This window comes from Trinickia sp. (genome assembly GCF_057351765.1).
The window spans coordinates 87418-101241 of the sequence record NZ_JBMRBK010000024.1 but is presented as its reverse complement, the minus strand read 5'-3'; the positions used below and the strand labels follow the sequence as shown (position 1 = coordinate 101241).

At 64.2% G+C, this 13824-nt stretch carries 13 protein-coding genes and 1 pseudogene; 4 read left to right on the top strand and 10 right to left on the bottom strand.

What is annotated here, in order from left to right; genetic code table 11:
- Positions 1–123: 123 nt before the first annotated feature.
- Positions 124–1563, bottom strand: a complete 1440-nt coding sequence (locus tag ACO1XS_RS06405; RefSeq protein WP_331572369.1) for an aldehyde dehydrogenase family protein — start codon at positions 1561–1563, stop codon at positions 124–126.
- Between the two features lie 199 nt (positions 1564–1762).
- Here ACO1XS_RS06405 and ppa point away from each other — a divergent pair, with 199 nt between their 5' ends.
- Positions 1763–2290 carry an inorganic diphosphatase gene (gene ppa / locus ACO1XS_RS06400; protein WP_331572367.1) on the top strand — a complete coding sequence of 176 codons (528 nt, stop codon included), beginning with the start codon at positions 1763–1765 and terminating at the stop codon, positions 2288–2290.
- Here the strand turns inward: ppa and ACO1XS_RS06395 are convergent.
- Positions 2290–2580 (bottom strand): annotated as a pseudogene (locus tag ACO1XS_RS06395) (GIY-YIG nuclease family protein); the annotation flags it as partial. The gene ppa and the pseudogene ACO1XS_RS06395 overlap by 1 nt on opposite strands.
- Before the next feature lie 27 nt (positions 2581–2607).
- Positions 2608–3777 carry a GNAT family N-acetyltransferase gene (locus ACO1XS_RS06390; RefSeq protein WP_331572365.1) on the bottom strand — a complete coding sequence of 390 codons (1170 nt, stop codon included), beginning with the start codon at positions 3775–3777 and terminating at the stop codon, positions 2608–2610.
- Positions 3778–3933: 156 nt separating this feature from the next.
- Between ACO1XS_RS06390 and ACO1XS_RS06385 the strand changes: the two genes are divergently transcribed.
- Positions 3934–4272 (top strand): P-II family nitrogen regulator, encoded by a 339-nt coding sequence (locus tag ACO1XS_RS06385; protein ID WP_173260618.1) that lies wholly within the window; start codon positions 3934–3936, stop codon positions 4270–4272.
- Positions 4273–4416: 144 nt separating this feature from the next.
- Here ACO1XS_RS06385 and ACO1XS_RS06380 read toward each other — a convergent pair whose 3' ends face one another.
- The 5 genes from ACO1XS_RS06380 to ACO1XS_RS06360 all read right to left on the bottom strand — a co-directional run bounded on the left by ACO1XS_RS06380 (position 4417) and on the right by ACO1XS_RS06360 (position 9229).
- Complete coding sequence (locus ACO1XS_RS06380) at positions 4417–5532, bottom strand: porin (protein WP_440562085.1); 1116 nt, start codon at positions 5530–5532, stop codon at positions 4417–4419.
- A 517-nt stretch (positions 5533–6049) separates the two neighbouring features.
- Complete coding sequence (locus ACO1XS_RS06375) at positions 6050–6817, bottom strand: ABC transporter ATP-binding protein (RefSeq protein WP_331572362.1); 768 nt, start codon at positions 6815–6817, stop codon at positions 6050–6052.
- Between the two features lie 15 nt (positions 6818–6832).
- Complete coding sequence (locus tag ACO1XS_RS06370; protein WP_486390242.1) at positions 6833–7546, bottom strand: ABC transporter permease; 714 nt, start codon at positions 7544–7546, stop codon at positions 6833–6835.
- A gap of 3 nt (positions 7547–7549) precedes the next feature.
- Positions 7550–8239, bottom strand: a complete 690-nt coding sequence (locus ACO1XS_RS06365) for an ABC transporter permease (RefSeq protein ID WP_331572359.1) — start codon at positions 8237–8239, stop codon at positions 7550–7552.
- A 411-nt stretch (positions 8240–8650) separates the two neighbouring features.
- Entirely contained in the window at positions 8651–9229 is a 579-nt protein-coding gene (locus tag ACO1XS_RS06360) for a periplasmic heavy metal sensor (RefSeq protein ID WP_331572358.1), read from the bottom strand.
- Positions 9230–9447: 218 nt separating this feature from the next.
- Between ACO1XS_RS06360 and ACO1XS_RS06355 the strand changes: the two genes are divergently transcribed.
- Together ACO1XS_RS06355 and ACO1XS_RS06350 are read left to right on the top strand one after the other, a co-directional pair.
- A complete protein-coding gene (locus tag ACO1XS_RS06355; protein ID WP_331572356.1) occupies positions 9448–10170 on the top strand; it encodes a response regulator in 723 nt (240 codons plus the stop codon).
- Positions 10154–11452 (top strand): ATP-binding protein, encoded by a 1299-nt coding sequence (locus ACO1XS_RS06350; RefSeq protein ID WP_486390241.1) that lies wholly within the window; start codon positions 10154–10156, stop codon positions 11450–11452. Before ACO1XS_RS06355 ends, ACO1XS_RS06350 begins: the two co-directional genes overlap by 17 nt.
- 14 nt (positions 11453–11466) lie before the next feature.
- Here ACO1XS_RS06350 and ACO1XS_RS06345 read toward each other — a convergent pair whose 3' ends face one another.
- Positions 11467–11730: a double-stranded DNA-specific endonuclease gene (locus tag ACO1XS_RS06345; RefSeq protein ID WP_331572352.1), complete on the bottom strand. Its 264-nt coding sequence runs from the start codon at positions 11728–11730 to the stop codon at positions 11467–11469.
- Positions 11731–11846: 116 nt separating this feature from the next.
- Positions 11847–13523 (bottom strand): sensor domain-containing diguanylate cyclase, encoded by a 1677-nt coding sequence (locus ACO1XS_RS06340; RefSeq protein WP_486390240.1) that lies wholly within the window; start codon positions 13521–13523, stop codon positions 11847–11849.
- Positions 13524–13824: the final 301 nt, after the last annotated feature.

Here is a 13824-nt window from a genome sequence, read left to right as displayed (position 1 = left end):
ACGGCGCACGGCAGGCAAGAGGCAAATTCGAGGAGCGCCAGGCGCGTCGGGCGAAGGCACGGCACGGCACGAAAGCCGTTCTGTGCCGTGCCGCCGGACAAACGATGAAACGCAGCCTTTGATTCAGCCGTGACGAATCGCGATCGTCTTGAGCGTCGTAAAGCCGTGCAGCGCTTCCAGGCCTTTTTCCCGCCCGAATCCCGAATGCCCCGTGCCGCCGAACGGCAGTTCGACTCCGCCGCCCGCGCCGTAGTTGTTGATGAAGACCTGACCCGCGCGAATGCTGCGCGCGAGCCTGAATTGCCGCGCGCCGTCGCGCGTCCATATGCCCGCGACGAGGCCGTACGGCGTGCTGTTGGCAAGGGCAACGGCATCGGCTTCGTCCTCGAAAGGCATGGCGGCGAGCACGGGTCCGAAGATTTCCTCGCGCGCGATGCGATGCGTGCGAGGCACGTCGGCGAGCAGCGTCGGCGGCTGATAAAAGCCGCTCGGATGGGCTCCCGAGAGGATCGAGCCTTGTCCCGCGACGCGGATGCCGTCGCGCCTGGCAAGTGCGACGAATTCCGCGACGCGCTGCTGTTGCTTCGCGTTGATGAGCGGGCCGCAATCGGCTTCGGTCTGGCCCGGGCCCGCGCGCAGCGCATCGAATGCGCAGGCGAGGCGGTCCACGAGCGGCGCGTAGATCGCGCGCTCGATCAGCACGCGCGAACCCGCGGAACAGGTCTGGCCCGCGTTCTGGAGAATGGCCGACATGAGCGTCGGCATGGCCGCGTCGAGATCGGCGTCGGCAAAGACGATCTGCGGCGATTTACCGCCGAGCTCGAGCGTCACCGGCGCGTAGTGCTCGGCCGCCATTTGCGCGACGAGCGCGCCGGTCCCGGGAGAGCCGGTGAACGAAATATGGTCGACGCCCGGGTGGCGCGCAAGCGCCGCGCCAGCCTCGTCGCCATAACCGGTGACCACGTTCAGCGTGCCGGCGGGCAGACCGGCTTCGGCGGCAAGCGAAGCCATGCGCAAGACAGACAAACAGGCGTCCTCCGCCGGCTTCACGACGCAGGCATTGCCGGCTGCGAGCGACGCGGCGATGCTGCGTCCGAAAATCTGCATCGGATAGTTCCACGGCACGATGTGCCCGGTCACGCCGTGCGGTTCGCGCACGGTAAGCACCGTGTAGCCGTTTTGATAGGGCAGCGTCTCGCCGTGCAGCTTGTCCGCGGCGCCGGCATAGAACTCGAAATACCGCGCGAGTGCGGCGGCATCCGCGCAGGCCTCTCTGAGCGGCTTGCCCGTGTCGCGGGCCTCGAGCTCGGCAAGCTCGTCGCGATGGGTCGTGACGAGCGCCGAGAGGCGGTACAACAGGCGCCCCTTTTCGGCGGCGCTCAACAAGCCCCAGGGCCCCTCGAACGCCGCGCGCGCACAGCTCACTGCCGCGTCGATATCGGCGGCGTTGCCGCGCGCAATGCGCGTGAAGACCTGCCCCGTCGACGGGTTGACGACATCGATGGTTTCTCGGCTCGACGGCGTAATCCATTCACCGCCGACGAAGTGTTTCGCTTCCTCCATGCAAGGCTCCCAAGTAAAGTCCGAACCGTCAGTCGAAACGCAGCGAGCGTCGATTATCGCGCCGATCGCCGAGGCGCCACCGCCAAAGTGCGCGTTTGCCGCTCGGCTATAATGGCGCGCAGCGCTTATGCCGGGGCCGCCGCAATACGTTGGATTCGGCCGCCCGACGCTTTCCTTTCACTTCCCTCACGAGAACGTCATGAGCTTCAATCACGTCCCCCCGGGCAAGGATCTTCCGCAAGACTTCAACGTCATCATCGAAATCCCGGCGCAGAGCGATCCGGTGAAATACGAAGCGGACAAGGAACTTGGTCTGCTCGTCGTCGACCGCTTCATTGGCACGGGCATGCGCTACCCCGTGAACTACGGCTATATTCCTCAGACGCTTTCGGGCGACGGTGACCCCGTCGACGTCCTCGTCATCACGCCGTTCCCTCTGATCCCCGGATGCGTCGTACGTTCACGCGCGCTCGGAATGTTGCAAATGACGGACGAGTCCGGCGTCGATGCGAAGCTCGTCGCGGTGCCGCACGACAAACTGTGCCCGATGACGGCACACATGAAATCGATCGACGACGTTCCGGCGTACCTGAAGGACCAGATCAAGCACTTCTTCGAGCAATACAAGGCGCTCGAAAAGGGCAAGTGGGTCAAGGTCGAGGGCTGGGCCGGCATCGACGCGGCCCACAAGGAAATCGTGGACGGCGTGGCCAACTACAAGAAGTGATCCGACGTGCCGCGCGCGGCACGCTCCAACACCGACGCGAGCGTGAGTTCGCCCGCGGCCAGTGCGCGCTTTTGCGTCGGTGACAGACGCTTGACCCGATATTCGGCGCGCAACGCGCTCGAACGATCGTCGAGCTCGAATCTCGCCAGCACGCATATCGGTTTGCGCGCACGCGTATATCGCGCGCCGGTGCCGTTCGCGTGCTTGGCGAAGCGCGCGTCGACATCCGTGGCGATGCCGGTATAGACGCTGCCGTCGGCGCATTCGATCAAATATAGAAACCAGGCCATCGTGGGTCGTCGTCGAATCGGAGTTCGCTATTTTTTGAACGGATCGTGCTCGCGCAATTCGTCGACATGCGCTTCGATCAGATTGGCCTCGTTATCCAGAAAACGTCCGACGGCGTCGGCGAACGCGGGATGGCCGAGCCAATGCGCCGAGTGCGTGACCTTCGGCATGAAGCCGCGCGCCATCTTGTGTTCGCCTTGCGCACCGCCTTCGAATACGGCGAGCTTCTCTTCGATGCAAAATTCGAGCGGCTGATAATAGGCCGTTTCGAAGTGCAGGCATGGTACGTGCTCGACGGCGCCCCAATAACGGCCGTAGAGCGTGCCGCCCGTTCGCTCGTCGCGCTGATAGACGACGAGCGAACTCGCGATCGGCCGGCCTTCGCGCTCGGCGATGACGAGCAGCAGGTTCTCGGGCATCGAAGCGCCGATCATGCGAAAAAACTCGAGATTCAGGTACGGCGACGAGAAGTGCTCCCGGTACGTTTGCCGATAGCAGCGCGTGAAAAAACGCCAGTCGTCGTCGGTCGCCTGTTCGCCGCGCACGCGGCGCAGCGTCACACCGGCGTCATGGACCTTGCGCCGCTCGGCGCGGATATTCTTGCGTTTTTTCTGCTCGAGCGTCGCGAGAAAATCGTCGAAATCGCGGTAACCCGGGTTCACCCAGTGGAACTGGATGCCTTCGCGCAGCATCATCCCGAGCGCCGCTAGCGTATCGGCTTCGTCCGCCGTCGGGAAGAGCACGTGCAGCGACGACACGTCCGATTGCTCGGCAAGCGTGATGATCGAAGCCGCGAGTTGACGCCGCGCCGCGTCATCGACCGCGATGAGCCGGGTGCCTTGTACGGGTGTGAACGGCACTGCGCAGACGAGCTTCGGGTAGTACTCGAGTCCGTTGCGCTGATACGCGTCGGCCCAGGCCCAATCGAACACGTACTCGCCGTACGAGTGGCTCTTGACGTAAAGCGGCGCCGCTGCCGCGAGCGCGCCGCTCGTGGCATCGACGAGTGTGACGAAGCGCATCGCCCACCCGGTGCGCTCGGTCGTGCAATGTGTTGCAGTGAGTGCGCTCAGAAATTCGTGACGTAAAAACGGCGTCGGTTGCGGCTGCCGTGCGAGCAGCGCATTCCACTGGCGCGCGTCGACCTCGTCCAAGGACGAGAGAATGCCCATGCGATAATCGATGCGTTCGTGTTTCACTTGTGTAGACCGTGTTCGTCGCCTGTTCGTCGCAGCATGCGAGCGGTCATGGTAATGCAATCCGCCACGTCGCGATGCTGCGCATCGAATGAAGCTTGCCTCGGACGCGGCGTAAAATCGTGCCATTCCATCGAAAGACCGAAACGAGGCTCAGCCATGAAACGCATTACCGCAATCATCAAACCGTTCAAGCTCGACGAAGTGCGCGAGGCGCTCGCCGAAGTGGGGTTGACGGGCCTGACGGTGACCGAGGTCAAGGGTTTCGGCCGGCAAAAAGGGCACACCGAACTTTATCGCGGTGCCGAATATGTCGTCGATTTCCTGCCGAAAGTGAAGATCGAAGTCGTGGTGGCCGACCGGCAGTGCGATCAAGTGATCGACGCCATCATCGGTGCCGCGCGCACAGGCAAGATCGGCGACGGCAAGATCTTCGTGACCGATGTCGAGCGCGTGATCCGTATCCGCACGGGCGAAGAAAACGAAGCGGCCGTTTGATGCCGCGGCCGGGCCTGCCAATGAGCGCATGCCCGCAAACATAAAAAAAACGGTGCGATGCCCTGACGGACACCGCACCGATACGCGCCTCTCGCAGCAGCGTTAAAACTGATGAAGTAAAACTTTTCTGACTACCCCGTTCGATTAGAACGTGTGCTGGATACCAGCATAGACGCCGGTCTGGCTGTGGCCATGCAGCGGGTTCTCGTTGAAGCCGGCCGCGGTGTTGCCGCCGTTGCCGAACGCGTTGGCATCGAGGCCGAAGTTAGCCGACTTGCTGTTGCGCACGGTCGCGACCTGGAAGTCGAGCAGCGTGCGCTTGGACAGGTTGTACGTGCCACCGACGGTGTAGATCGTCGCGTTGCCGAAGCCGTGGTTCGTGTTCACGTGGTACACCGCACCGATCAACGCTGCCGCCGGCGTAGCTTGCCACGTCACGCCGCCCCATTCGTGATCGATCGAGCTCGGAGCGCTGAGGCCGCCCGTGAAGCCCGACGTACGCAGAGCTTGGTAGACGCCTTGAATCTTGACCGGGCCGAGGAACACGTTCACGCCCGCCGTGTACTCGCGCGAGAACGAGAATGCACCGTCGGCGCCGCTCAGGACACCGTTGGCCGGATTGCGGATCTCGTCATAGATACCGCGCACCTGGAAGATCGGGCTCGTGTACGTCACTTGCAAGCCCGCTTCGCGGCCTTGTGCCGTCGTGCCGTTGCCGTTCCAGCTCGTCGCGTTCGACAGCGCGTACTGGCCGTAGACGTCGAAGCCGCCCCAGTTCGGCGATTGGTACGCGACGTTGTTGCTCGATTGCGGCCAGTTGCGGCCACGCACGAGCGATGCCGACGACCAGTTCGATTGACCGAACGGATCGAAGTCCCACACGCCGTTGGCGATGTAGAGCATGCGGCCCATCGTGAACGTACCGTAGTTGGCGTTAGACAGGCCGACGGTTGCCCAACGATTGAAGAGACCGCCGCCGCCGGGGCCTGCGCCGGTCATCGTGTTGAAGCTGCCTTCCAACTTGAACACGACCTTATTGCCGCCGCCGATGTCTTCCGTACCCTTCATGCCCCACAGGCTCGTGCCCCAGTCGCCGCTTTCCGCGCGCCAACGCGAGGTCGATCCGGTGTAGCTGGCGTTCGGCAAGCCGCTGATGTACTCGATACCCGCGTCGAGGCGACCATACAACGTCACGCTGCTTTGAGCGTGAGCGATGACGCCTGCCGACATGAGTGCCGCGGCGAGCAATGCTTTCTTCATCTTCTCCTCCATACCCTGTCAAAAAGTGAAGCCATACTGCGAATAGCGCCCGGGCGGCGTGAGACGCCCGGGCGGGAATCCGACTTCAGGGAGATCGCTCGCGGAAAGGGCGCGACCGGCGCGCTCTGGTGGCCGTTCCGGTCCGCTCCGATGGCGGAACGGCGTCTCCTTCTTTGAAGTAAAACTACATTTGTAGCGTTGCGTTTTGCTACTTTGGTTACTAATTTAGCAAAAATAGACAGGGGTGGGTATAGAAATCCGGCTAGCGGACGGACCTGTCGCCAAATTGCCATATGGTTGTGTCCCGTTATGCAACACCGGTGCGGGATGCACCGCGCTAACCCTTGTGCCATAAGGGGCGGCCGATGGCTCGCAGGTTGAGTCCAGGAATTTCGCTATTGACGCGGGAAATTGGCGGGGGTAATGCGTCGCGCCAATGAAAAAGGCGCCGAGGCGCCTTTGAAGTTCGGGAGGGAGGCCCGGCCACCCTGTGGGCGGCACCGGCCGCGCGAAACGGCTACTTGAGGCTGCCGGACAGGAATTGCCGGAGCCGTTCGCTTTTGGTATGGCCGAAGACGTCGTTGGGCGCGCCTTCTTCTTCGATGCGCCCCTGATGCAAAAAGACGACATGGTTCGAGACGTTGCGCGCGAAACTCATCTCGTGCGTCACGACAACCATCGTGCGTCCTTCTTCGGCGAGTTTCTGCATGACCTTCAGCACTTCGCCGACGAGCTCCGGATCGAGCGCCGAAGTCGGCTCGTCGAAGAGCATGACGTCGGGATGCACGGCCAGTGCCCGCGCGATCGCCACGCGTTGCTGCTGTCCGCCCGACAGGTGCGACGGATATTGTTTTTCGAGCCGCGGCGCGAGCCCGACCTTCTCGAGATACGTACGCGCGCGTTCCTCGGCTTCGCGCCGCGGCAGCCCGAGCACGTGAATCGGCGCCTCGACGACGTTTTCGAGCACCGTCATGTGCGCCCACAAATTGAAGTGCTGAAACACCATCGCCAGCTTCGTGCGCATGCGTTGGAGTTGCTTGGGATCGGCCGCGCGCAGCGCTCCGGTCCGGTCTTTCCTGGTCAGGATCTCCTCGCCGTCGACCAGGATGCGCCCGGCGCTCGGCTGCTCGAGAAAGTTGATGCAGCGAAGCATGGTGCTCTTGCCCGAGCCCGACGAGCCGATGACGCTGATGACGTCGCCCGCATTGGCCTTGAGCGAGACGCCTTTGAGGACCTCGTGGTCTCCGTAGTACTTGTACAGTTCGTCGATGAAAAGCTTTTGCATCGGGTGAGATCCGGGTTACTTGCCTTGCGGCCGCAAATAGGCGAGCCAATGCTGTTCCGCGCGGCGAAAGAGGCCGACGAGCGCGAACGAGATCGCCAGATAGAGCAGGGCGGCGATGCCGAACGCGTGAAACGACATGTAGGTGGCCGAATTGACGTCGCGCGCGATCTTGAGGATGTCGGGCACGGTCGCGGTAAAGGCGACGGTCGTCGCGTGCAGCATCAGAATGACTTCGTTGCTGTAAAGCGGCAGAGCGCGGCGCAGTGCGGACGGCAGGATGATGCGCCGATAGACCGTGAAGCGCGACATGCCGTAGGCGCGCGCAGCTTCGATCTCGCCGTACGCGGTGGCCTTGATCGAGCCCGCGAAGATTTCGGTCGTGTAGGCGCAGGTGTTCAGCGTGAACGCGAGCAGCGTGCAGTGCATGCCGTCGCGGAAGAACTCGTTGAGCAGCGCGTGCGAGCGTACGACTTCGAGGCTATAGAGGCCGGTATAGCAAATCAGCAACTGCACGTACAGCGGCGTGCCGCGGAAGATGTACGTATAGAGCCAGACCGGGCCCGAGATCAGGCGATTCTTCGATACGCGCGCCACCGCCAGCGGCACCGACAGGCAAAAGCCGATGCCGATCGATACGACGAGCAGCCACATCGTGATTGCCAGCCCGGTGATGCGAAACCCATCGGTGAAAAGATAATTGCGCCAGTACTCGTGAATCAGCTCGATCATGGCTTATAGCTCGGCACGGCGCACGCCGATCGAATAGCGCTTCTCGAGCCACAGCAGCACGAGATTCGAAACGGTCGTGATCGCCAGATAGATCGCGCCCGCGATCAGCGTGAAAAAGAAAAAACGCAGCGTGCCCTTGCCGGCGTCCTGCGCCGCTTTGACGACATCGGCGAGCCCGATGATGGACACGAGCGCCGTCGCCTTGACCATGACTTGCCAGTTATTGCCGATGCCGGGCAATGCGAAGCGCATCATTTGAGGGAACATGATGCGGGCAAAGACCTGCCAGCCGGACATGCCGAATGCGCTTCCCGCTTCGAGCTGCCCGCGCGGCACCGAAAGGAACGCGCCGCGGAAGGTCTCCGTGAAGTAGGCGCCGTAGATGAAGCCCAGGACGATGACGCCTGCCACGAACGGATCGATGTCGATCTGGTCCCAGCCGATGAAGTCCGTCAGATCGTTGAGCCAGATCTGAATGCTGTAAAAGAGCAGCAGCATCAGCACGAGATCGGGCACGCCGCGCACGAGTGTCGTGTAGCCGGTCGCCAGCACGCGAGACGGACGATTTTTGGAAAGCTTGGCCGCGGCGCCGACGAGGCCAAGCGCGAATGCGAACGCGAGCGAAAGCACCGCCAGCTTGACGGTCTGCCAAGTGCCGGCGAGGATCAGCGGGCCGTAGCCTTCAAGAAACATGTTGGAGGTGCAATCCTTGACGGTGTGCGAAACAACGCGCGACCGGAGATTCTAGGTGGCCAAAAATGGCGTGCCCGGCCGCAGTGCGCGACTTTTCGTCCGGTGTGACCGGCTCAACGGCGAGCGGTCTCCGTGGCACTACCGGTTGCCGGAGCTCGCCCCCGCGAAAAGCGCGGTATTTTACCTCAACCCGGATAGGGCGCTACTGCGGGGGAACCCGCGGGTGTCACCCGCACGCCCGATTCGGCGGTTGCGGGTGCAACCGGGCAGTGCATGAAAAAAAGCGCCGCGGCCATTCGGCGCGCGGCGGCTCGAGGGGACGTCAGGCGTTTGCGGGCGCAACGCGGGGCGCCGGGGACCCGTTGCGGGTACGCCCTTTAGCTGCGCTTCGGAGCTGGAGATGGGCCCGGTTCAAGGCGCCGTCGGCTGGCCGCCGGCGCTGCCGGCGCCGTGATGCTGCCGCCAGAATTCACGCATCTTCTCGTGGCGCGAGCCCATCTTCGCGAAATGTTGTTTCAGCTCGGTACTGACGGTCGTCTTTTGCTGATCGTCGAGGCTGTCGTAGAAAGCCAGCCATGCCGTGGCCGTCTGCTCGTGAAGCGCGTCGCTTTGTTGGCGAATCTGCTGATGCGTGGCGTGCAGGGCATCGAGATCGAGGATCGGCTGCTGCTGCGCCGCCTTGAACTGCTCGCGCATCTTCTCGTGATTGGCGCGCTCGGCTTCATGGTTTCGTTTCATCGTCGCGAGCGCCGTCTGCCATTTCTGCTCCTGTTCAGGCGTCAGCGCAAGCCGTGCGTGCAGCGCGTTCAAGCGCTCCATCATGAATGGACCGTGGCCATGCCAGCCCCCCGGGCCACCTTGCATCGCGGCCCCGTCGGGGCCGGCCGGCGACACATTGCCGCCGGCGGCATAGGCAGTGCCGAACGTGACGGCGAGCGCGGCGGCTGCGGTCGCGAGAAAGCGGGACGATCCGCGCAAGATCGGGTTCATCGAATACTCCTTCATGGAAAGTGAAGCGATGCGAGGACGCCGGCCATGCGGCGCCACGAACGCTGCGTGAAGACTAGCCTTCGCAACGAAGCCGACGTGTTACGCGCGTATCCGGCCCGGTTACGTGCGTTTACGCCCGGCTTTCGCCGTAACCTTCCGTAACCCTTTCACCGCCGCGGGCCCGTTACGGGGACCTGGCTCGCGCTAAACTTCGCGCCATGGCTACTCAAATCCTCATCGTCGACGACGACGCAGAATTGCGCGATCTGCTGCGGGACTATCTCGTGCGGCAGGGCATCGAAGTGTCGGTGCTCCATGACGCTGCCACGCTCGAGCGGCGGCTCGAGCGCGAGCGCCCCGATCTCATCGTGCTCGATCTCATGATGCCCGGCGTCGATGGGCTCACCGCCTTGCGCAAACTGCGCGCCGCCGGCGACGACATCCCCGTCATCATGCTGACGGCGCGCGCGGACGACGTCGATCGCATCGTTGGCCTCGAACTCGGCGCCGACGACTATCTCGGCAAACCGTTCAACCCGCGCGAGTTGCTTGCGCGCGTGCAGGCCGTCTTGCGCCGCCGCCGCACGGTACCGTCCGCGGCGCCCGAACAGCGCGAGCCGTTCGCGTTCGGGCGTTTCGTGCTCGACTTCGAGAGCCGCACGCTGACGATGGACGGCCGCCCGCTGACGTTGTCGGGCAGTGAGTTCGCGCTGCTCAAGATCTTCATCAACCATCCGATGCGTACGCTCACCCGCGAGCGGCTGCTGGAGCTCCTGCACGGGCCCGAGTACGACGGCACGGACCGCGGCATCGACGTCCAGGTCTGGCGTTTGCGCCGAATCCTGGAAACCGATCCGTCGGCGCCGCGCTTCGTGCAGACCGTGCGCGGACGCGGCTATGTCTTCGTGCCGAATGGCGAGCCCAATGCGCCGACCCATTGATTCGCTGTTCGGGCGGCTGGCGCTGCTCGTCGTAGCGGTACTGCTCATCTCCCACTTCGCCTGGTTCGTGCTGATCCGCATCGAGCGCAGCCATTCGCAGGCCCGCTATGCCGTCGAGGAGGCTGCGTTCCTCGTGGAGGCCGTGCGCGAGCATGTCGCACGTGCGCCGAACCAACCGCTGCCCTCGCGCGTGCGCGCGATCGATACGGCCAACCCCGATGTTCCGCCGCCGCGCCGCGATCTGCCGCCCGCGATCCTGCGTTTCGTCGACGAGTTCCGCGACCGCCTGCCCGCGGGCTCGGACGTGCGGATCGGCCCGCCCGGGCACCCGCCGATGCTCTGGGTCCACGAGGCGGGCGATTCGCACTGGATCGTCGTGCCGATGCTTTCGCTGCATCCGCCGCGCTCGCTCGATCGCATGGTGCTGTGGCTCGCGATCATCTTTTCGGCGGCGGTGATGTGCGCGCTGTTCGTGGCCTGGCGGCTGCAACGGCCGCTCAGGGCGCTCAGTTCGGCCGTCGCGCGCTTCGGCCGCGGGCAGCCCGTGCCGCCCGTGCCCGAGCGCGGTCCGAGCGAGCTGCGCGCGCTCACGCATGGCTTCAATCAGATGGTGACCGAGGTATCGCGCGCCGATAACGACCGCGCCATCATGCTCGCCGGCATCGCGCACGATCTGCGTACTCCGCTCGCGCGCATGCGGTTGCGCGCCGAAATGATGGACGACATCAAGCAGCGCGATGGCGTCGTGCGCGACGTCGATTCGATGACGCACATCGTCGATCAATTTCTCGTTTTTGCGCACGACGGCGTGGATTCCAGCGAGCCCGTCGAAGTCGACGCCCAGTGCGAACGTCTCGTGCGCAGCTATCGTGCGGTTGCGCCCGGCGCGCCGCCGGTGCAGACCGCCTTGGCGGCGGGACCGGGCTTCAGGCTGCCGACGGCCACGCTCGATCGCGTGCTCTCGAACCTGCTCGACAACGCACATGCCTACGGCGCGCCGCCCGTCGTCGTCGAAACGGCGCGCACGGCCGACGGATGGCTGCTCGCCGTCGGCGATCACGGCAAGGGCATCGCGCCGCGCGACCTCATCGACGCGAGCCGGCCTTTCGTGAGGCTCGATCCGGCCCGTGGCGGCAATGGGCACAGCGGCCTCGGGCTTGCGATCGTCGAGCGGCTCGTGCGTCGTATGGGTGGCGAGTGCGAAATCGGCAACGCGCACGACGGCGGTTTGCGCGTGACGATGCGTTTTCCTCGCGATGTGCCCGTGAGGGCGGCGGCGTGAGGCCGCCCAGCGTGCTATTGGAACAGCGTATCGAGCGCTGAGGCAGCTTCGCTGTCGACGGTGTTGTACGTCACGCTATCGGCGCCGAAGATGTAATGAGTCGTGTACTTGCCGAGCCGCGCCAGAATTTCGTCCTGCACCGCTTCGGGGGCGGCGTCGAACTTCAGATACCACGCGGTCGAAGATAGGCGGGTCTGAAATGCGCCGTACTCGGCCATCAGATGATCGAACGCATCCGTGTCCTGGTCGCGACAGATGATGACCAAATTGCCCTTCATGCGAACCTCCAGGTAGATCGATCGGCGGCTTCATGCCAAGAAAGGACGATGATACCCGGTCTATTCGTCAAGGCGCAGTCGATTGGCCGATCGGCCGAGCTTCGCCGCCGCGGGCGCTACCGGTGGACTGCCGCGTTTGACGGCGGCACCGCGACATGCGCCGCGAAGGCCGCTGCGCGATCGCGGCCTGCGGCTTTCGCGTTGTAAAGGGCCCGGTCGGCCCGGCTGATGAAGCGCTCGAGCGTATCGTCATCGGCCAGACCGGTCACGCCGATGCTGACGCGCAGGTCGACGGCGTCCGGCAGCCTCGGGGAGCGCTCCTCCCGCAGCGTGTCACGTATGCGTTCGGCGACTGCCAGCCCTTCGGCGAGCGAAGTGGCCGGCAGCAGGATGGCGAATTCTTCGCCGCCCAGACGGCCGATCGCATCGGTCGCCCGCAGAACGGTGCGGCAGCGCCCGACGAAGTGCTCGAGCGCGTAATCGCCGATAGTGTGGCCGAATCGATCGTTGATCTGCTTGAAGTGGTCGAGATCGGCGATCGCCACGCAAAGCGGCGTGCCGCGCGTGCGCGCAGCATCGATCTCGCGCTGCAGCAGGCTGAGGAAGTATCTCCGTGAGAGGGCGCCTGTCAACGCGTCGTCGCGGGCCTCCGCGGACAACTGGGCGTTCGAGGCCTGGAGCTCGCTCGCGAGACGGCGCGCCTCGCCATGATGGCGTTTCTCGCGGCGGTACGAGGCCGCGATCGTGGCAGCCAGCAGCAGCGAACCCATCAGAGCGGCGAAAGTCAGCCCACGAATATTGATGCGCTCATCGACTAAATGCTGCCAAAGCGCGATAGGCGTGAGCAAATGTACCGAGAAACCCGAGTTGATCCCGTTGCGCATGATGTAAAGCGAGGGCGGACCGGCCGCCTGCAACTCGACCATCTGGTTGGCCAACGCCGCCGGTACCCAGGGCGCGCTGCGCGCCATGCGGGGACGCAGCGGAGCGATATCGAGCACGGGAAAGCTGGAGCGGCGGTAGCTGTCGAAGCGTTGGGCCGCGTCCATGTGGGTAATGCGTGCGCCGGGCAGGCGATAGCCTTCGAACCGGCTTTCGTTGGCCATGACGATGACACCGTTCTCGTCGGCGACGAAGGAGCCGGGTGCCGCGACCCAGTGCCGCAGCCTGCGTAATCCGATCTTGGCCACGATCGCACCGACGAGGGTGCCGTCGCTGTAGACCGGGGCAGAGAGGAACACTCCGTTTTCGCCGCTGACGCGCCCCACGGCGTACATCTGGCCATACGCGCCGAGCAGCGCCTCTTTGACATAGCCCCGGCCCGCGAGATCCACCCCGACGCACGACAGGCGCTCGAACGCGTCGCTGGAGGCGACGCACAGGCCGTTCGTATCGACGAGCCACATATTGTCGAGCCCGGCAAAGCCGCGCACGTCGTGCAAGAACGCGTCGGCTCGGCGTAAGGCGGGCACGGCGAGCAGTCGCGCCCGCCGTTCCGATTCCTGCGCCGCGCGCTTCTCGGGAAGACGGTACGCTTGCGTGAGCACACGCTGGATGACAGGCGTTTCCGCGAGCGTGGCCGGAATGGCGCGCGCCATCGACAGGTCGCTCGCGATGATCTGGGCGATATTGTCGGCCGTGGCGAGCGAGAGCTGCGATTGCCCGCGCACCGTGTCGTTCAGATCGTGCAGGACCATCCGGTCAGCGACTTGACCGGCGACGAGCCAACAGACGAGCATGCCCATGACGGCGCTCGCCCCGATCATCATCCAGTGCAATGTTTTCTTGTTCATCGACTCCCTGGTCCATGCGGACTGCTCTCGCCGGGCGGCGCGACAATGGGGCCGCATGCCGCCCCCGACGCCCCCCCGGCTCTCACGCGGCGCACTACCTGCTCGGTATTATCGGCCTGACCGGCCCAAACTGAACGGCTCTCGGGGTTTCATCGTAGGCGCGCGGTTGTGCCTGAAACACAGTCTGTAGTACTGTCTTGCCGTCGCAAAAGCAGGAAAAAGCCGGACACGTGCCCATCGTACCGCCGGGCGGCCGGAGCCCACGAATGACTGCATCCATACGCCTCGACATGTTCAACTT